Source organism: Microbacterium sp. Bi98 (genome assembly GCF_918698045.1).
Lineage (GTDB): Bacteria > Actinomycetota > Actinomycetes > Actinomycetales > Microbacteriaceae > Microbacterium.
Map to the genome: position 1 here is coordinate 375,882 of NZ_CAKKLK010000001.1, position 18,254 is coordinate 394,135.

17 protein-coding genes are annotated in these 18,254 nt (G+C 68.4%); 6 read left to right on the forward strand and 11 right to left on the reverse strand.

Annotated features, from left to right (window positions below; translation table 11 throughout):
- Positions 1-9 precede the first annotated feature (9 nt).
- Complete coding sequence (locus tag LQZ85_RS01825) at positions 10-1,551, reverse strand: glucoamylase family protein (protein WP_230100388.1); 1,542 nt, start codon at positions 1,549-1,551, stop codon at positions 10-12.
- Positions 1,552-1,718: 167 nt separating this feature from the next.
- Complete coding sequence (locus tag LQZ85_RS01830; protein WP_053097458.1) at positions 1,719-3,170, reverse strand: helix-turn-helix domain-containing protein; 1,452 nt, start codon at positions 3,168-3,170, stop codon at positions 1,719-1,721.
- Positions 3,171-3,306: 136 nt separating this feature from the next.
- Between LQZ85_RS01830 and aceA the strand changes: the two genes are divergently transcribed.
- The 3 genes from aceA (at position 3,307) to LQZ85_RS01845 (ending at position 6,870) form a co-directional block, all read left to right on the forward strand.
- Positions 3,307-4,632, forward strand: coding sequence for an isocitrate lyase (gene aceA / locus LQZ85_RS01835; RefSeq protein WP_056279769.1), 1,326 nt, complete (start codon positions 3,307-3,309; stop codon positions 4,630-4,632).
- Positions 4,633-4,656: 24 nt separating this feature from the next.
- Entirely contained in the window at positions 4,657-6,324 is a 1,668-nt protein-coding gene (gene aceB, locus LQZ85_RS01840) for a malate synthase A (RefSeq protein WP_230100389.1), read from the forward strand.
- Between the two features lie 111 nt (positions 6,325-6,435).
- Positions 6,436-6,870, forward strand: a complete 435-nt coding sequence (locus LQZ85_RS01845) for a hypothetical protein (RefSeq protein WP_056279767.1) — start codon at positions 6,436-6,438, stop codon at positions 6,868-6,870.
- A gap of 451 nt (positions 6,871-7,321) precedes the next feature.
- Here the strand turns inward: LQZ85_RS01845 and LQZ85_RS01850 are convergent, their stop codons facing one another.
- Both LQZ85_RS01850 and LQZ85_RS01855 read right to left on the reverse strand, forming a co-directional pair.
- Positions 7,322-8,392 (reverse strand): AraC family transcriptional regulator, encoded by a 1,071-nt coding sequence (locus tag LQZ85_RS01850; protein WP_056279764.1) that lies wholly within the window; start codon positions 8,390-8,392, stop codon positions 7,322-7,324.
- Positions 8,393-8,537: 145 nt separating this feature from the next.
- Positions 8,538-9,047: an Lrp/AsnC family transcriptional regulator gene (locus LQZ85_RS01855; RefSeq protein ID WP_053097462.1), complete on the reverse strand. Its 510-nt coding sequence runs from the start codon at positions 9,045-9,047 to the stop codon at positions 8,538-8,540.
- A gap of 115 nt (positions 9,048-9,162) precedes the next feature.
- Here LQZ85_RS01855 and ald point away from each other — a divergent pair, with 115 nt between their 5' ends.
- Both ald and LQZ85_RS01865 read left to right on the forward strand, forming a co-directional pair.
- On the forward strand, positions 9,163-10,257 hold the full coding sequence (gene ald, locus LQZ85_RS01860) for an alanine dehydrogenase (protein WP_056279762.1): 1,095 nt from the start codon (positions 9,163-9,165) through the stop codon (positions 10,255-10,257).
- Positions 10,258-10,343: 86 nt separating this feature from the next.
- The gene (locus tag LQZ85_RS01865; protein WP_053099212.1) at positions 10,344-11,543 is read left to right on the forward strand and encodes a pyridoxal phosphate-dependent aminotransferase; all 1,200 of its coding nucleotides are present in this window, start codon (positions 10,344-10,346) and stop codon (positions 11,541-11,543) included.
- A gap of 18 nt (positions 11,544-11,561) precedes the next feature.
- On the opposite strand, the gene LQZ85_RS01870 is transcribed toward LQZ85_RS01865, so the two are convergent.
- From LQZ85_RS01870 to LQZ85_RS01890, 5 genes are all read right to left on the reverse strand, one after another.
- Entirely contained in the window at positions 11,562-11,963 is a 402-nt protein-coding gene (locus LQZ85_RS01870; protein WP_230100390.1) for a VOC family protein, read from the reverse strand.
- A 62-nt stretch (positions 11,964-12,025) separates the two neighbouring features.
- Positions 12,026-13,156 (reverse strand): UDP-N-acetylmuramate dehydrogenase, encoded by a 1,131-nt coding sequence (locus tag LQZ85_RS01875; protein ID WP_056279758.1) that lies wholly within the window; start codon positions 13,154-13,156, stop codon positions 12,026-12,028.
- Between the two features lie 11 nt (positions 13,157-13,167).
- Positions 13,168-13,566 carry a MaoC/PaaZ C-terminal domain-containing protein gene (locus tag LQZ85_RS01880; protein ID WP_056279756.1) on the reverse strand — a complete coding sequence of 133 codons (399 nt, stop codon included), beginning with the start codon at positions 13,564-13,566 and terminating at the stop codon, positions 13,168-13,170.
- Positions 13,566-14,021, reverse strand: a complete 456-nt coding sequence (locus tag LQZ85_RS01885) for a MaoC family dehydratase N-terminal domain-containing protein (protein WP_056279753.1) — start codon at positions 14,019-14,021, stop codon at positions 13,566-13,568. Before LQZ85_RS01885 ends, LQZ85_RS01880 begins: the two co-directional genes overlap by 1 nt.
- Before the next feature lie 60 nt (positions 14,022-14,081).
- Positions 14,082-14,882 (reverse strand): sulfite exporter TauE/SafE family protein, encoded by an 801-nt coding sequence (locus tag LQZ85_RS01890; protein WP_056279751.1) that lies wholly within the window; start codon positions 14,880-14,882, stop codon positions 14,082-14,084.
- Between the two features lie 133 nt (positions 14,883-15,015).
- Between LQZ85_RS01890 and LQZ85_RS01895 the strand changes: the two genes are divergently transcribed.
- Positions 15,016-16,587: an AMP-binding protein gene (locus LQZ85_RS01895; RefSeq protein WP_056280284.1), complete on the forward strand. Its 1,572-nt coding sequence runs from the start codon at positions 15,016-15,018 to the stop codon at positions 16,585-16,587.
- Positions 16,588-16,661: 74 nt separating this feature from the next.
- On the opposite strand, the gene rplQ is transcribed toward LQZ85_RS01895, so the two are convergent.
- Positions 16,662-17,219 carry a 50S ribosomal protein L17 gene (gene rplQ / locus LQZ85_RS01900; protein ID WP_053097470.1) on the reverse strand — a complete coding sequence of 186 codons (558 nt, stop codon included), beginning with the start codon at positions 17,217-17,219 and terminating at the stop codon, positions 16,662-16,664.
- A 33-nt stretch (positions 17,220-17,252) separates the two neighbouring features.
- On the reverse strand, positions 17,253-18,242 hold the full coding sequence (locus LQZ85_RS01905) for a DNA-directed RNA polymerase subunit alpha (protein ID WP_042538798.1): 990 nt from the start codon (positions 18,240-18,242) through the stop codon (positions 17,253-17,255).
- Positions 18,243-18,254: the final 12 nt, after the last annotated feature.

Genomic DNA, 18,254 nt, shown 5'->3' on the forward strand with positions numbered 1-18,254 from the left:
GCGCGGACCTCAGCCGTGGTGGCCGTTCCCCGTTCCCCACGACGAGCCGAACACCTGCTGCCGCATGGCGGGCCGCAGGCGCTGCTCCATGTCGCGATCCACGAAGTAGTCCTTGAGTGTATCTTTCGTGAGCTCGTTGCCGATCGCGGCCATGATCATCGACTGGTCGAGCGACAGGTAGCGCTCGGCGATCGTGCCGCTCTTCACCGCCACCGCGTCGAAGAACCCGCCGGGGCCGTAGGCGCCGAGGTCCGTCTCGATGCCGCGCAGGTTGTCGAGCGCGCCCGTGCGATCGTACGGAAGCGCCAGGAACGCGGCGTGCGGCGTCACGACCCCGTCACCGAACTCCGGAGCGGGATCGGTCCCCGTGGTGCATCCGGGCCTGTCGATGTCGACGTCGGTCTTCTCCGCGTCCGAGGTGTACCCGTCCGCCCGCATCCCGGCTACGTCGACCCCGTACTCCGCGTACCCGCCGAACGGGTCGCTCGCGGGCGAGAAGCCCCAATAGCCGTATCCGGCCTCGTCCAGCCCGTGCTGCTTCTGCACGGCGACGGTGATCGGGTGGTTGAGCTTCCACGAACGCGGACCCCACGTGGTCTCCGGCACGAGCAGGTCGGGCATCAGCGACTCGAACATGCTGCCGCCCCAGCTCGGCACGAACGACATCCCGTCATATGCGTAGGCGCCCTCCCACACCTCGACGCCGTCATAGGTGCGGTACTCGCCCTGAGGGAGCTGCTCCTGCCACGCCCAGTCGCACCCGGGAGGCATCGTGCGATGCGTGCCGTACAGGGCCGTGGCCGGGATCTGACCGTTCGCGATGCCGAGGTAGGTCGCGATGCGGCTCTCGCTCACGGTCGTGTCGTAGTGGTGGCACGTGTAGAACGCGGTGTCCCCCGAGCCGTTGTACATCGGCGCCTCGACGCTGCAGTCCGGCGGAGCCGCATCCCAGAAGCCCCCGCGGTTCGTGCCTGCAGGGAGTCCTGCCGCGCCTTCGGGGTCGAAGAACGCCGCGAAGTCCATGGAGTCGTACAGCGCGTCCGCCTGCTGCGCGAGGTCGGGCTCCGCTTCGCGGACGATGCGCAGTGCGGCGGCGAGCCACCCGTTGTCGACCGTGCTGAGGAACGGGTGCACCGGGTCTCCCGAGTCGGGCCATGTCGTGAGCTTCTCGCCGGTCGTCGGCGAGTACCAGTTGTAGAACATGCCGCTGGCGTCGTTGCGCTCGAGGGTTCCGAGTGTCTCCAGCGTCGTCGACATGCGATCGCGCGCCTCCTCGTCGCTGATGACTCCGAGGTCGCGAGCCGTGACCGTCGACCACAGGTATCCGCCGATGTTCGTCGGCGAGGTGTAGGCGCTCGGCGTCTCGAGGTCGCCGCTCACGTTGTCGGCGGGAAGGCCGGTCTCCTCATCGGTCATCGCGTCGAGGGAGTGCCAGGTGTCCACCGCCCAGCGGTTCAGGTCACCGGTGCCGGGGCGTCCACCGCCGGCCGTCGCGGGCCCGGCGACCGTCAGGCCCGCAGTCACGAGTCCGATCGTCGCCAGCGTGCTCATCCATCGCTTCATCGTGTCTCCTCATCGAGAACGGCGCCGCCGAGCGCGGCGCTCCGACCTGCGAAAACCTAACACGTGTTCGTTGTTCGCTCAACCCCCTCCTCGTGACAGGAAGGCGACCGGAATCGACGGCGCGTGCGGGCGCTCAGCGCGGCGCGTGCGGGCGCTCAGCGCGGCGCGTGCGCCTCGAGGAACTCGTACACATCCGTCGTGTCGACGCCCGGGAAGGCCCCGGTCGGCAGTGTGGCGAGCAGAGTGCGCGGGGTCCTGACGTTCGGCCAGGAGTTCTCGCGCCACCGCCCTTCGAGGTCGGCGGGCGCCCGCCGGCAGCACACCTCGACCGAGTGCTTCGAGACTCCGCGATGCGGGGTGTCGCGCCCGACGAACCACTTCGTGTCGTCGAATCGCACGCCGACGCTGACCGAGTGCAGTCCCTCACTCGACGCCTCGACGCGGGCCGTGCACCAGTAGGTGCCGTTGCCCGTGTCCGTGTACTGGTAGTACGGGTTGAAGCGGTCGTCCTCGTCGAACACCACGCGGCTGGTCCATCGGCGGCAGCACATCTGCCCCTCGATCGATCCGAGGCGATCGGTCGGGAAGTTCACGTCATCGTTCTCGTACGCCTTCGTGATCGTGCCCGACTCGTGCACCTTGAGGAAGTGCACGGGGATGTCGAGGTGGCGCGTCGCGAGGTTCGTGAATCGGTGCGCAGCGGTCTCGTACGACACCGAGTACGCGTCGCGCAGATCCTCGATCGAGATCGCCCTGCGCGTCTTCGCATCCTTCAGCGCCGGCACGACGTGGGCCTCCGGCACCAGCAGCGCCCCGGTGAGGTAGTTCGTCTCGACGCGCTGGCGCAGGAACTCGGCATAGCTGCGCGGCTCGGAGTGACCGAGGATGCGGCTGGACAGCGCTTGCAGCACCGCGGTCCGGGCATCCCCCTTGGCCGGGACGCTGCTCGAGAGGTACAGACGTCCGTTCGCGAGGTCGGCGACGCTGCGGGTGGTCTGCGGCAGGTCCGGGGCGTAGTGCAGGGTGAATCCGAGGTAGGCGGCGATCTCGGAGGCCGTCCGCTGGGTGAGGGGTCCGCCGGGGTGCCCGACCGCCGCGAGGATCTCCGCCGCCTTCGTCTCGAGATCGGCGAAGTGGTTGTCCTGCCGCCGCATGAGGTGGCGGAGCTCGACGTTCGCGCGCCTGGCCTCCTCGGGAGTGGCCGCGCGCTCATCCTTGAGCCGGTCGATCTCGCCGTGCAGTGCGAGCAGGGCCTTGAGCGCGTCCGTCGGCATGCTCTTCGCGATCCGGAAGGGCTCGATGCCGAGAGCCTGGAAGGTCTGCCCCTTCATGGCCCGTTCGAGGGCGATCTCGATCGCACTGCGTTCATCGAGCGGCTCGCCCTCGAGCAGCGCGTCGATCGTGACGCCGAGAGCGCGCGCGATCGACTGCAGCTGCGTGAGCTTGGGCTCGCGCTTGCCCGTCTCGATCATCGACATCTGGCTGGGCGCTCGATCGACCGCCGCCGCGAGGTCGTCGAGGGTCATCCCGCGCGCCGTGCGCAGCTGACGGATGCGGCGTCCGATCGTGAGGGCGTCGGCGTCTTCTTCGACCGCTGGAGTGCTCATGCGGCCGATTCTGTCACAGAAACAGAATTTTAGCTGATCTTCACTCCCCCATCGGCCATCGAAGGGTGCGAACTTCACACACAGTGGAAACACGCCACCCGGCTTCACGGTCCGGGCATCCAACGGAGGAGACACCATGACGAACACCGCCCAGAACCACACCCCCCGCCCCGCAGGGCTGCGCGCCGGGGACCAGGTTCAGACGGCCGCCGAGCTCCGGGAGATCTGGGAGACGGATCCCCGCTGGGACGGCGTCGAGCGCACGTACACGGCAGAGGACGTCATCCGCGTCCGCGGCTCGGTCCGCGAGGACGCGACGCTCGCGCACCGCGGAGCCGAGAACCTGTGGAACCTGCTGCACACCGAGGACTACGTCCGGGCACTGGGCGCCTACACAGGCGGGCAGGCGGTGCAGCAGGTGCGGGCGGGCCTCAAGGCCATCTACCTCTCGGGCTGGCAGGTCGCGGCCGACGGCAACCTCGCCGGTCAGACCTACCCCGACCAGTCGCTGTACCCCGCCAACTCGGTGCCGGCGGTCGTGCGTCGCATCAACAACGCGCTGATCCGTCAGGACCAGCTCGAGCACGCCGAGGGCGATGTCACGCAGGACTGGCTCGCGCCGATCGTCGCCGACGCCGAGGCGGGCTTCGGAGGACCGCTCAACGCCTACGAGCTCGCGCAGTCGCTGATCCAGGCCGGTGCCGCAGCCATCCACTGGGAGGACCAGCTCGCGAGCGAGAAGAAGTGCGGCCACCTCGGCGGAAAGGTGCTCGTGCCGACGCAGCAGCACATCCGCACCCTGAACGCCGCGCGTCTCGCCGCCGACGTGGCCGGAGTCCCGACGGTGATCATCGCCAGGACGGATGCTCTCGCGGCCGACCTGCTCACCAGCGATGTCGACGAGCGCGACCAGCAGTTCACCACCGGCGAGCGCACGACCGAGGGCTTCTACCGCATCCGCCCCGGCATCGAGTCGGTCATCAGCCGAGGCCTCGCCTTCGCGCCGTACGCCGATCTGCTGTGGGTCGAGACGGGTGAACCCGACATCGAGCTGGCACGTGAGTTCGCCGCCGCGATCCATGCCGAGTTCCCGGGCAAGCTGCTCGCCTACAACTGCTCACCGAGCTTCAACTGGAAGCGCCACCTGTCGGACGCCGAGATCGCGACGTTCCAGCAGGAGCTGGCTGACCTGGGCTACAAGTTCCAGTTCATCACGCTCGCCGGCTTCCACGCCCTGAACCACTCGATGTTCGACCTCGCCCGTGGCTACGCCGAACGCGCCATGAGCGCGTACGTCGAGCTGCAGGAGGCCGAGTTCGCCGCGGAGGCGAACGGCTACACCGCCACCAAGCACCAGCGCGAGGCGGGCACCGGCTACTTCGACGTCATCTCTACCGCGCTCAACCCCGACAGCGCGACCCTCGCCCTCGCCGGCTCCACCGAAGCCGCGCAGTTCCACTGAGCCACTTGTGAAGGACACACGATCATGACCACTCCCATCGCTCCCCCGACCACCAGCCCGACCACGGCTCCGATCCAGACCACGCAGCAGGGTCCGGCGATCGCGGTCACCGGTCCGCTGCGCGACCGCTACGACGAGATCCTCACCCCCGAGGCGATCGCCTTCCTCACCGAGCTGCACCACCGATTCGCCTCGCGCCGCCACGATCGGCTCGCCGACCGGATGCGCCGTCGGTTCGAGATCGGCAACGGCCACGACCCGCGCTTCCGCGACGACACCGCGCACATCCGCGCGGATGCCGACTGGCGGGTCGCAGGCGCGGGGCCGGGTCTCGAGGACCGCCGCGTCGAGATCACGGGTCCGACCGACCCGAAGATGACGATCAACGCACTGAACTCGGGTGCTCGCGTGTGGCTCGCCGACCAGGAGGATGCCACGAGTCCGACCTGGAAGAACGTCGTCGAGGGGCAGCTGTCGCTGCGCGACGCGATCCGCGGCGAGCTGTCCTTCCGCTCCCCCGAAGGCAAGGAGTACCACGTCACCGCCGAGCGCACACCGACGATCGTGATGCGTCCGCGTGGCTGGCACCTGCCGGAGAAGCACCTGCAGTTCACCGACCGCGCGGGGCGCCGCACGGCGGCATCCGGCTCGCTCGTCGACTTCGGCCTGTACTTCTTCCACAACGCGCAGGAGCTCATCGCGAACGGTCGGGGCCCCTACTTCTACATCGCGAAGATCGAGTCGAGCGAGGAGGCGAAGCTGTGGGACGACGTGTTCTCCTTCAGCGAGGAGTACATCGGCATCCCGCACGGCACCGTCCGCGCGACCGTGCTGATCGAGACCCTGCCCGCGGCCTTCGAGATGGACGAGATCCTCTACGAGCTGCGCGACCACTGCGCGGGTCTCAACGCCGGGCGCTGGGACTACATCTTCTCGATCATCAAGAACTACCGCGGCCGCGGCGCGCGTTTCGTGCTCCCCGACCGCAGTGAGGTCACGATGACGGTGCCGTTCATGCGGGCGTACACCGAGCTGCTCGTGCAGACCTGCCACAAGCGGGGCGCCTACGCGATCGGCGGCATGAGCGCCTTCATCCCGAACCGCCGCGACCCCGAGGTGACCGAGCGGGCGATCGAGAAGGTCTCCGCCGACAAGAAGCGCGAGGCCGGCGACGGCTTCGACGGCACGTGGGTCGCGCACCCCGATCTGATCCCCACAGCGCTGGCGGAGTTCGACGCCGTGCTCGGCGACCACCCGAACCAGGTCGGCCGCCAGCGCCCCGAGGTCATGGTGACCGCGTCGCAGCTGCTCGACCTGCACATCGGGCGGCCGATCACCGCGCAGGGCGTGCGCGACAACGTGTCGGTGGCGATCCGCTACCTCGAGGCATGGCTGCGAGGGCTCGGCGCCGTGGCGATCGACAACCTGATGGAGGATGCCGCGACGGCGGAGATCAGCCGTTCGCAGGTGTGGCAGTGGATCCACCAGGACCGCTCCACCGAGGACGGCACCGCGATCACCGCCGACTACGTCGAGAGCCTGATCGCGGAGGTCCTCGGCGAGGTCGACCGGCACGACGGCGACAGGTTCGACGATGCCGCGTCGGTGTTCCGCGACGTCGCCCTGCAGGAGGAGTTCCCGGCGTTCCTCACACTCGGCGCCTACAGCAGGTTCCTCGTCGAGGAGGCCTGAGACTCTGACGAGGAGCCCCTCGGATGCCGCCATCGGCAGCCGAGGGGCTCCTCGTGCGTGATGCGGAGGACCGCCGGAGCCCGCCGTCGCCGGCGGGCGTAGCCTGAGAACATGAGCGACGTGTGGTCCGACATCTCGTCCGAGTTCCTTCACCTCTACCCGCGAGGGCGCCGACTGATCGCGGTCGCCGGAGCGGATGCCGAGCGCTCGCGTCGAGCGGCGGACGACCTCGCGACGGCGCTGATCGCCGCCGGGCAGCACGTCGAGCGTGCGCACAGCACGGATGCCGATGAAGCGGCGTTGCGCGGCGACGTGATCGCTCCGTTCCGCACCGGCTCCGATCCGGCGACGGTCCTGATCGTCTCGGGCCCGGCAGTGCTGCTCAGCCCGACGGCGAGGGGCCTCTGGAACTTCATCGTGTGGCAGCTCGCCGGTGATGAGGCCCCGCACTCGATCGCCGGCGCGATCGTCGACGTGACGGACCCGGCGGCTCCGACGCGGCGCTTCGCCGACTACTGCGCGCTGCCTTCCTCGTTCGGCGCGTGACGCCGAGGGGGATTCGCGGGTGCCCCGGTCTCCCCTGACCGAAGCACCCGCACGTCCACCCGCGCCCTCGCGCAGGTGGTCCGTCATGCCCGACGCTTTCGCGCCTGTCCCCCGAACTTCCGGACGGGCGATCCCGCCGCGTCCGGAAGCCGTGACGGCCGATGCGCCAGGAGCGGAGCTCCGTCGCGATCTGCCGTCATGGCCCGCCTGGGGACACGGGCAGGTTCAGGTTAGGAGCGGCTCCGACGATCCGGAAGCGCCGCAGGACGTTGCGTCACCCGGTGCGCTCGGCCCGGCACGCAGAACCCGCGTTGGCACCAGATTCGCGATCATGTGTCACTCTCTGTCGGAGTCGGCGAAGCAGCCGGACAGCACACGGCCGGCCCGCGGGCGCGCGCGTCGGTCCGCGACGGACAGCCCCGACCGGGTCGGCCCGATGGGCCGGCCTCGGTCAGGCGGTCGGGGCGGACTGCTCGTCGCTGAGCAGCATCGCCTCGGCGAGACGCGGCGGCTGCGTGCGGGCCGCGAGGCGGAAGGCACTGGGACTGTGCCCCACGTGCCGGGAGAACTGGGCCCGAAGCGCGGACGCGTCGGCGAAACCGGAGCGGGCTGCGACCGCCGCAAGGTCCTGCGGGGGCGTCGACAGCAGCTCTTCGCGCGCCGTCACGAGACGCCGACGCAGCAAGCGGCTCGCGGGGCTCTCGTCGGCACCTTCATACAGGCGGAACAGCTGGCGACGGCTGACGTGCAGGTCGGCGGCGAGCTCTGCGATGCCGAATGCCGGATCACGATGCCGCCGCTCGATGATGCGCCCCGCCTCCGCGCGGAACTCACTCGTCCGGCTGGTCTCGCCGTCGCCGGGGAACTGTCGGAAGAGCCCTCGCACGAGCGCGATCAGCGCCGCCTCGGTGCCGGCGAGCGCCCCCTGACCCTGATCCGGATCCTGCGCCCACTCGAACAGCATCCGCGCGAGTGAGGCTCCCGCTGCCCGGGTGAGTGGGGTGTCCGGGAACATGTCGGCCCCTCGAGCGAGGACGTGCCGATAGCCGGGGAGGGCCGCCACGGGAACGACGACCCCGGTCGAGTTGGTGACCCCGAACTGCTCGACGGCCGATGGGCCCAGGCTCGACATGAAGCCGACGCGGCCGACGCCCATGGCCTGCACCCCCGCCGCGGTGTTCAGGCGCTGCCCGCCCTGCTGCACCATCCCGACGATGATGATGTCCTCGCCCTCGGCGATCGCTCGCTCGTAGCTCACGGTGTGCGCCGTCTCGAGGGTGCTGTAGAGCATGGTCGAGCCGATGGACCTGCGAAGCAGCGTCGCCTCGAACGCATCCGGATCGTCGGCCTTCATCGCGCCGAAGTTCGACAGCTGCAGCATGCCGATTCGACCGTCGAGGCGAATGATCTGCTCGGAGAACCACGAGGGAAACGCGAACGCCTCGGCGCCTCCGATCGATGACGGCCACAGTCCGCCCGAGAGCCGGGCGAGCCAGCCGGCCAACTCCGCGTCGTCGATCATTCGCCCCATCGCAACCCCCAGCGGAAGCCCGCCGCGTGCGCATCGGCTGCTCCGTCCCCGCCCTCACCCTAGGTTCGCGCCAGAAGCCATGCAATATACGTTGCGTGCGGCCGCGAGAGCGGCGCTCCGCCCGCCGTCACGCGCGTCAGCGGAACGACGCAGCCACCGAGTTGCGGTGATAGTCGAACACGATGCTGGTCCTGGTCGAGGCGACGCTGCTCTGGGCCGACAGATGCTCGAGCACGAACTCCCGCATCTCCGATGAGTCGGCCACCGCGATGTGCAGCAGGAAGTCGTCATCGCCGCCGAGGAAGAAGACCTGGATCACCTGGGGCAGAGCGCGCACACGGTCGGCGAACTCGACGATGCTCTCGCGTCGAGCGCTCGGTCGAAGGCTCACTCCGATGATGGCCTGCAGGCCGGCGCCCAACTTCCGCTCGTCGACGCTGGCATGGAAGCCGCTGATGACTCCGCGTTCGACGAGTGCGCGCAGACGCGCGTGCGCGGTCGACGGCGCGACTCCGAGGTGACCCGCGAGCTCGGCGTTCGTCATCCGACCGTCCGCGCTCAGCAGCTGTACGATCCTCGCATCGATCGCGTCGAGCGCCGGCGCCCGAAGGGTATTCGGCTGAGGGGTTTCGGGTGACGTCTCCATACGAACGATTATGCAGGAATCAGCCGAAGCGCGAATCTTCTTCAGGCATTCTGTCGAATGATCGAAGTTTCTGCGATTCTGAAATGCACTCACGCAACCGTCACTTGGAGGATCGATGAAGATCGGCGTGCCGACCGAGGTCAAGAACAACGAGAACCGCACCGCGCTCACCCCCGCAGGCGCAGACCGTCTGGTGCACGAGGGCCACCGCGTGCTCGTGCAGTCCGGGGCGGGCGTCGGTTCGGGCATCTCCGACGAGGCCTATCGGATCGCGGGTGCCGAGATCGTCGACACCGCCGAGGAGACGTGGGGCGAGGCGGAGCTGTTGATCAAGGTCAAGGAGCCGATCGCCCAGGAGTACGGGTTCCTGCGCTCGGATCTCACCCTCTTCACCTACCTGCATCTGGCCGCCGACCGAGCGCTGACGACGGCGCTCGTCGACGCGGGCACCACCGCCGTCGCCTACGAGACGGTGCAGCTGCCCGACCGCAGCCTCCCTCTGCTCGTGCCGATGAGCGAGATCGCGGGACGCCTGTCCGTGACGATGGGGTCATACTCCCTCATGCGATCCGCAGGAGGACGGGGCGTGCTCATGGGAGGCATCGCGGGCGCCCCGCGCGCCAAGACCGTCGTGATCGGCGGCGGTGTCGCCGGTGAGCACGCGGCCGCGAACGCGCTCGGGCTCGGATCACAGGTGACCGTCATCGACATCTCGCTGCCGCGACTCCGCGAGCTCGAGCACCGCTACGGCGGTGCTCTGCAGACTCGCGCGTCGAGCCGGTACGACATCGCCGAAGAGCTCGCGACGGCCGACCTGGTCATCGGATCCGTGCTCATCCCCGGGGCTGCGGCGCCGAAGCTCGTGACCGACGACATGGTCGCGACCATGAAGCCCGGATCCGTGCTGGTCGACATCGCCATCGACCAGGGCGGATGCTTCGAAGGCTCGCGCCCCACGACGCATGACGACCCGACGTTCGCAGTGCACGACTCCATCTACTACTGCGTTGCGAACATGCCGGGCGCGGTGCCCGAGACGGCCACGCGCGCACTGACCAACGCCACGCTCCCCTATGTCTCGGCGATCGCCGGCAAGGGGTGGGAGCGTGCAGCAGCCGACGACGCCGCACTGGCCCAGGGCCTCAACGTCCAGGGCGGCCGCATCACCCTGGATGCCGTCGCGCGCGCGCACGGCATGAACACCGCCTGAGCGGAGAGCATCAGCACGAAAGAACCGTGATTCTTGACGACCATTCACCCGTCATCGGCGGGGTCGACCCGGGTACGCTCGTAGTCGTGACCGAACGCGCTCCTCTCTCCCGCAAGCTCTCCGCCATCGCCGAATCCGCGACCCTCAAGGTCGATGCCAAGGCCAAGGCACTCAAGGCCGAAGGCAAGCCGATCATCTCGTACGCCGCCGGCGAGCCCGATTTCGCGACCCCGCAGTTCATCGTCGACGCGGCCGCCGAGGCGCTCGCCGATCCCGCCAGCTACCGGTACACCCCGGCTCCGGGCCTGCCCGCGCTGCGCGAGGCGATCGCCGCGAAGACGCTGCGTGACTCCGGCCTCGAGGTCTCGCCGAGCCAGGTCATCGTGACCAACGGCGGCAAGCAGTCGGTCTACCAGGCGTTCCAGGCCGTGGTGAACCCGGGCGACGAAGTGCTTCTGCCTGCGCCGTACTGGACGACCTACCCCGAGGCGATCCGTCTTGCGGACGGCACGCCGGTCGAGGTCTTCGCGGGCGCCGATCAGGACTACAAGGTCACCGTCGACCAGCTCGAGGCCGCTCGCACCGAGCGCACGACCGCGCTCGTGTTCGTGTCGCCCTCCAACCCCACCGGATCGGTGTACACGGCCGAGGAGACGGCGGCGATCGGCGAGTGGGCACTCGAGCACGGCATCTGGGTCATCTCCGACGAGATCTACCAGAACCTCACCTATGAGGGCGTCAAGGCGACCTCCATCGTCGAGGCCGTGCCCGCGGTGGCGGGGCAGACGATCCTCGTCAACGGCGTCGCGAAGACCTACGCCATGACCGGCTGGCGCGTGGGCTGGATGGTCGGACCGGCGGATGCCATCAAGGTCGCCGCGAACCTGCAGTCCCACCTGTCGAGCAACGTCAACAACGTCGCACAGAAGGCGGCGATCGCTGCCCTCAACGGGCCCCAGACCGAAGCCGAGCAGTTCCGCGAGGCGTTCGACCGCCGCCGCCGCCTCATCGTGTCCGAACTGTCGAAGATCGACGGACTCGTGGTGCCGAACCCGCTGGGCGCCTTCTACGTCTACCCCGACGTGCAGGGTCTGCTCGGACGCACGTGGGGCGGCAAGACGCCGACGACCTCGCTCGAGCTCGCCGACCTCATCCTCGAGCAGGCCGAGGTGGCCGTCGTCCCGGGCGAGGCATTCGGTCCCTCCGGGTACATCCGCATGTCGTACGCGCTCGGCGACGACCAGCTCCTCGAGGGTGTGCAGCGACTGCAGCGTCTGTTCGCCTGAGGCCGGTCTGCGACGAGATCAGTCCTCGTCGTGGAAGCCGATCAGCCAGCGGATGCCGTAGCGGTCGGTGACGGTGCCGTCGTAGTCGCCCCACACGCGCTTCTGCAGGGCGTCGGTCACTCGGCCGTGCTCTGACAGCCGGTCGAACCAGCTCGTCAGCGTCGACGCGTCGGCGGTGCCGAGCAGAGAGAGGAACATCCCGCTCATCTGCACGGCATCGTCGTCCGCGCCGGCATCGGCTCCCGCCAGTTCGACCGGTCCTGAGAGCTGCCCGTGGGCGACCGCATCGGCCGGACCGTCTGCACGACCCGCACTGGCATAGTCGACGAGCTGAAGCTCTCCTCCGAAGACGTCACGGTAGTGCTCCAGCGCTTCGGCCGCGTTTCCGGGAAACAGCAGGTACGGGATCAGTCCGCTCATGCCGCGAGTGTACGGCGAACGGGCGACGTTGTCAGGCGGGCGCGGGCTCGCTGCGTCGCGACTCAGAGCTCGACGCAGAGCAGCACGGGCTCCGGCTGCAGCACGAGACCGAACTCCGAATGGACGCGGCTCTGGATGAATCGTGCGAGCTCCGAGACCTCGGCCGCTGTCGCCCCGCCCCGGTTGGTGAGGGCGAGCGCGTGCTTCGTCGAGACCGAGGCGCGCGAGCGCGGCAGCTTGAACCCCTTGCGGATTCCGGCCTGCTCGATCAGCCACGCTGCACTCACCTTGACGTCGGGGGCCTCCGGCTTGGCGGGAGGGACATACCCGTCGTACGAGGCGAGCGGGATCACCGTGACGGTATCCAGATCCGGGGTCACCGGCCACCGCGGGCACTCGGGCGGCAGAGCACGGGCCACGACCTCCGGCACGATCGCATTCTGGAAGAACGAGCCGACGCCATGGGTGTCCGGATCGTTCTCGTCGAGCAGCATCCCCTTCGAGGCGCGGGTGGCGAGGATCCGCTCGCGTACCCAGGTCAGCGGCACCGGGGCGTCGGAGTCCAGACCCAGCGCCCTCCTGAGCTGCTCGCCGCGCACCACGCGCTCGTCAGCGACGAGAAGGTCGACCGTGACCGACAGGATGACGGCCCGACGCTGCGGCACGCTGCCGTAGTGATGCTTGAGCACGGAGGTGCGGAAACCGAGCCCCAGTTCGGATGCCGGCACCACCGACACCTCGCCGGTGGCCTCGTCGATCAGCTCGACCTCGACCAGGGTCTCCTGGATCTCCTGCCCGTACGCCCCGATGTTCTGCACGGGCGAGGCGCCGACGGTGCCCGGGATGCCGCTCATCGCCTCGAGACCGGCGTAACCGTGCTCGACCGCATAGGCGACGAGATCGTCCCAGCCATGCCCCGCCTGCACACGCAGCCTGATGCGTCCCTCGTGCGGCGAGGGCAGCTCCTCGATGCCGCGGGTGAGGACGCGGATGACCGTCCCCTCGAACGACTCGTCGCCGATGAACAGGTTGGATCCTCCGCCCAGCACGAACCACTCGTCGCCGCGTGACCAGACATCGGTGAGCGCGTCGATCAGCTCCGCCGTGGTCGATGCCTCGAGCATGCGCTCCGGGGCGCCTCCCGTGCGCAGGGTCGTGAGAGTCGCGAGCCTCAGCGGCTCGACCTCGTGCACAGCGCCACCCATCAGGAGGCGACGCGCAGCTGCGCCTTGACGAGGACCGTCGTCTCAGCGAACGTGACCTTGAGATCGATCCGAGTCGACTCGTCGTCGACGGCACCGACGGTCGCGATGACGTGGAGGTCCGCTCCCTCGGTCGGGTGCACCACGACCGGCTTGGTGAAGCGCACGCCGTAGTCGAGGATCCGCGTTCCCGGTTCGAGAGCCGCGACGACCACCGACGACGCGATGCCCATCGTGAGCATGCCGTGCGCGAGCACTCCCGGCAGACCCACCTCGGCGGCGATGTCGTCCCGGTAGTGGATCGGATTGAAGTCACCCGATGCTCCTGCGTACCGCACGAGCGATTCGCGGGTGAGATGGACGGTGCGCTCCGCGACGACGTCTCCGACAGCGAACGGCATCACTCGGCTCCTTCTTCCGCGCCGACCAGCAGCACGCTGGTGGCGGTGACGACGTGCTCGCCGTCGGCATCCGTGATCTCGGCCGCGCTGGTGATCATGGCGTTGCCGCCCATCATGCGGATGCCGGTCACGCGCAGTCGACCTGTGAGCTCGTCACCCGCGACGATGGGGCGCGAGTACGCGAACTTCTGCTCGGCGTGGATCGTGCGCGCCAGGACGATGCCGGAGTCCGGTTCGGCGAGGAGCTGCTGGAGAGTGTGGTCCTGGATGACCATCGCGAACGTCGGGGGCGCGACGACGTCGGCGAAACCGGCTGCGCGAGCCGCCTCGACGTCGGTGTGCTGCGGTGCATCGGCGAAGACGGCACGCGCGAACTCACGCACCTTCTCACGGCCGACGAGGTAGGGGGACGTCGGCGGGAACTCCCGGCCGACCAGATCTTGGTTGACTGCCACCCCTCGATCCTACTTTCTCGGTCATGGGGCGCGGTGCCCGTAAGCCGGAACTAAGGGCGTTCAGTCCTTCTTCTTGCGCCCCTTGATCGCCTTCATCGCCATCTGCACCGCGATCACCACGAGGTATGCCGCGAACAGCATGTTGCCCACCGTGGGGTCGATCAGAGTGGCCAGCCAGGCTCCGAGCGCGGTGGTCGTGCAGGCGGAGACCCCGACGATCGCCGCGGCCACGAGATCGACGTTGTGATTGCGCAGGTTGCCGATGGTGCCCGAGATCGCGGTCGGGATCATCATGAGCAGCGACGTGCCCTTGGCCACGAGGTCGCTCGTACCGAATGCGAGCATCAGCACGGGCACCACGATCACGCCCCCGCCGACACCGATCAGACCGGCGAGGACTCCGGTGCCGACTCCGACCGCGAGCAGCGCGAGCCCGTTGAGCAGCTCCAGCTCGAACTCGGCGTCGCGCGAAGGGACGACCAGGAACAGGCTCACGATCACGATCGCCAGGAAGCCGACGAAGAACCAGCGCAGCACCGTCTGCGAGATCTTCGGCAGCAGCCGCGTGCCGATCTGCGCACCCACCACGGCGCCTGCCGCCAGGATGAGAGCGGGGATCCACGCCACCGATCCGTTGATCGCGTAGGAGATCACGCCCACCGTCGCCGTCGGGACGATCGCTGCAAGCGACGTGCCGGCGCCGAGACGCTGGTTGAAATGCAGGAAGAGCACGAGCAGCGGAACGATCACCGTGCCGCCGCCGACGCCGAAGAGGCCGGAGAGGAGGCCTGCGATCAGGCCGATTCCGATGAATGCCGTATAGGCGCGAGGCCCTCTGCTCAGGGTCTCTGCATCGCTCACCGGATCAGCCTACTCTCCGCGGCGTCGGCACCTCGGTCATGTGTCCTCCATACCCCTGGGACCGGGTCTCCTCCTGTGCGACACTGGATCGCATCAGACGGCGTCGTCGATGACCCGGATCGAAGGAGATCTCATGGTGCGCAGTTCCTATCCCGATGTCGAGATCCCCGCGGTCTCGATCCACCAGTTCCTCTTCGGAGACGTCGAGGAAGACCGTCTCGACGCAGTCGCCCTCGTCGACGGAGTCAGCGGCGCCACCACGACCTACCGTCAGCTGATCGCCCAGATCGACCTCTTCGCGGGCGCGCTTGCAGCGCGAGGGGTGGACGTCGGGACGAAGGTCGGGGTCCTCTGTCCCAACATCCCGGCCTTTGCGACGGTCTTCCACGGCATCCTGCGGGCAGGAGCGACGGCGACCACGATCAACTCCCTGTACACGGCCGAGGAGATCGCGAACCAGCTGACCGACGCCGAGGCGACGTGGCTGATCACCGTCTCGCCGCTGCTGCCGGGCGCGAAGGCCGCCGCGGACGCCGTCGGACTCGCCGTCGACCACGTGATCGTCCTCGACGGCGCCGAGGGGCATCCGTCGCTGCCTGCCCTGCTCGGCGAGGGTCGCCCCGCTCCCGAAGTGAGCTTCGACCCGGCGACGCATCTCGCCGTACTCCCCTACTCCTCGGGCACGACCGGCCGACCCAAGGGCGTCATGCTGACCCACCGCAACCTGATCGCGAACGTCAGCCAGTGCCGCTCGACGATCTCTCTCCGTGACGACGACCGAGTACTCGCCGTCCTGCCGTTCTTCCACATCTACGGGATGACGGTGCTGCTGAACTTCGCGCTGCGCCAGCGCGCGGCTCTGGTCACGATGCCGAAGTTCGACCTGACGGAGTTCCTCCGGGTCGTGCAGGAGCACCGGACGAGCTGGGTCTTCATCGCGCCGCCGATCGCCGTCGCGCTCGCGAAGCATCCGCTCATCGATCAGTACGACACCTCCGCGATCAAGGTCATCTTCTCGGGGGCTGCTCCGCTCGACGGCGCTCTCGCATCCGCAGTGGCCGATCGACTGGGGTGCACGGTCTGTCAGGGCTACGGAATGACGGAGACGAGCCCGGTCACGCACGCGATCCCGTACGACCGCCCTGACATCGACCGCTCGTCCGTGGGGATGCTGCTCGCGAACACGGAGGCGCGTCTCGTCGCGGAGGACGGCTCCGATGTCACTGCGCCGGCCGAGGGCGCAAGCGACCCCGGCGAGCTCCTGATCCGCGGTCCCCAGGTGATGGCCGGATACCTCAACCGGCCGGATGCGACGGCCGAGATGCTCGACAGCGACGGCTGGCTTCACACCGGCGACGTGGCGACGGTGACGCACGACGGCATCTTCCGGATCGTCGACCGTCTCAAGGAGCTCATCAAGTACAAGGGCTACCAGGTCGCGCCGGCCGTGCTCGAGGCGGTCCTGCTCGAGCATCCGGCCATCGCCGATGCGGCCGTGATCGGCGTGCCCGACGCGGATGGACAGGAGGTACCCAAGGCGTTCGTGGTCGCGCAGCAGGGAGCAGACCTCGACGCGGATGCGGTGATGGCGCACGTCGCCGCCCATGTCGCGCCTCATGAGAAGGTGAGGCAGGTCGAGTTCATCGACGCCATTCCCAAGTCGGCATCCGGCAAGATCCTGCGCAAGGATCTGCGCGCACGCTGAGTCCAGGCGCCGGATACACGAAGAAGCCCGCCGTCCCTCACGGGGCGGCGGGCTTCTTCGAGTGAGCGAGGTGCTTACTCGGACTTCTTCTCGACAGCGTCCTCGGCGGCAGCCTCGGCTGCTTCGCCCTCGGCCTGCGACTCGGCGCCGGCCTCGACGGTCTCGTCTGCCGGAGCCTCCTCGACGGGAGCCTCCTCAGCGGGAGCCTCCTCGACGACCTCGGCCGGCTTCTCAGCCTTGGCAGCCTTCTTGGTGGACTTCGCCTTGGGGGTGACGGGCTCGAGAACGAGCTCGATCACTGCCATGGGGGCGTTGTCACCCTTGCGGTTGCCGACCTTCGTGATGCGGGTGTAGCCACCCTCACGGTCTGCGACCAGCGGGGCGATCTCGGCGAAGAGCGTGTGCACGACGCTCTTGTCGCCGATGACCGAGAGAACGCGACGACGAGCGTGCAGGTCTCCGCGCTTGGCGAAGGTGATCAGGCGCTCGGCGAGCGGACGCAGGCGCTTGGCCTTGGTCTCGGTCGTCTTGATCGACTTGTGGGTGTACAGAGCCGCCGCGAGGTTGGCAAGCAGCAGGCGCTCGTGTGCGGGGCCGCCTCCGAGGCGGGGACCCTTAGTGGGCTTGGGCATAATCGTCTAACTCCTGGTCAGAAAGGTCGGGTATCAGAAGGACTCGTCTTCGCTGCCGCCGTAGAAGTGGGCGCCGTCGAAACCGGGCACCGAATCCTTGAGCGACAGACCGAGCGAGATGAGCTTGTCGCGCACCTCGTCGACCGACTTCTGGCCGAAATTGCGGATGTTCATGAGCTGCGTCTCCGACAGGGCGACGAGCTCGGAAACAGTGTTGATGCCCTCACGCTTCAGGCAGTTGTACGAGCGGACGGAGAGGTCGAGGTCCTCGATCGGCATCGACAGCTCGCTGGAGTTCACTGCCTCCACCGGTGCCGGGCCGATCTCGATGCCCTCAGCCTCGACGTTCAGCTCGCGGGCGAGACCGAACAGCTCGGTGAGCGTCTTCGCAGCCGAAGCGACGGCGTCGCGGGGGCTGATGGCGGACTTGGTCTCGACGTCGAGGACGAGCTTGTCGAAGTCGGTGCGCTCACCCGCACGGGTGGCGTCGACGCGGTAGCTGACCTTGAGCACCGGCGAGTAGATCGAGTCGATCGGGATCTGACCGGCCTCGGCGTACTCGTTGCGGTTCTGCGTCGCCGAGACGTAGCCGCGGCCACGCTCGATCGTGAGCTCGAGCTCGAACTTCGCCGTCTCGTTGAGCGTCGCGATGACGAGCTCGGGGTTCTGGACCTCGACACCGGCCGGAGCCGAGATGTCAGCGGCGGTCACTTCGCCCGAACCGGTCTTGCGCAGGTAAGCGGTGATGGGCTCGTCGCGCTCCGACGAGACCACGAGCTGCTTGATGTTGAGGATGATCTCGGTGACATCCTCCTTCACGCCGGGGATGGTGCTGAACTCGTGCAGCACGCCGTCGATGCGAACGCTGGTGACCGCGGCGCCGGGGATCGACGACAGCAGGCTGCGACGAAGCGCGTTGCCGATCGTGTATCCGAAGCCGGGCTCCAGAGGCTCGATGATGAACCGGCTACGGTTCTCGACGATCTTTTCCTCGGTCAGTGTGGGACGCTGTGCAATAAGCACTCTGTGTTCCTT

Bases quoted from the DNA above. Each gene is read 5' to 3' on its own strand.
- LQZ85_RS01825 (WP_230100388.1), bottom strand. From the start codon at position 1,551: ATGAGCACGCTGGCGACGATCGGACTCGTGACTGCGGGCCTGACGGTC.
- LQZ85_RS01830 (WP_053097458.1), bottom strand. From the start codon at position 3,170: ATGAGCACTCCAGCGGTCGAAGAAGACGCCGACGCCCTCACGATCGGA.
- aceA (WP_056279769.1), top strand. From the start codon at position 3,307: ATGACGAACACCGCCCAGAACCACACCCCCCGCCCCGCAGGGCTGCGC.
- aceB (WP_230100389.1), top strand. From the start codon at position 4,657: ATGACCACTCCCATCGCTCCCCCGACCACCAGCCCGACCACGGCTCCG.
- LQZ85_RS01845 (WP_056279767.1), top strand. From the start codon at position 6,436: ATGAGCGACGTGTGGTCCGACATCTCGTCCGAGTTCCTTCACCTCTAC.
- LQZ85_RS01850 (WP_056279764.1), bottom strand. From the start codon at position 8,392: ATGATCGACGACGCGGAGTTGGCCGGCTGGCTCGCCCGGCTCTCGGGC.
- LQZ85_RS01855 (WP_053097462.1), bottom strand. From the start codon at position 9,047: ATGGAGACGTCACCCGAAACCCCTCAGCCGAATACCCTTCGGGCGCCG.
- ald (WP_056279762.1), top strand. From the start codon at position 9,163: ATGAAGATCGGCGTGCCGACCGAGGTCAAGAACAACGAGAACCGCACC.
- LQZ85_RS01870 (WP_230100390.1), bottom strand. From the start codon at position 11,963: ATGAGCGGACTGATCCCGTACCTGCTGTTTCCCGGAAACGCGGCCGAA.
- LQZ85_RS01880 (WP_056279756.1), bottom strand. From the start codon at position 13,566: ATGCCGTTCGCTGTCGGAGACGTCGTCGCGGAGCGCACCGTCCATCTC.
- LQZ85_RS01895 (WP_056280284.1), top strand. From the start codon at position 15,016: ATGGTGCGCAGTTCCTATCCCGATGTCGAGATCCCCGCGGTCTCGATC.
- rplQ (WP_053097470.1), bottom strand. From the start codon at position 17,219: ATGCCCAAGCCCACTAAGGGTCCCCGCCTCGGAGGCGGCCCCGCACAC.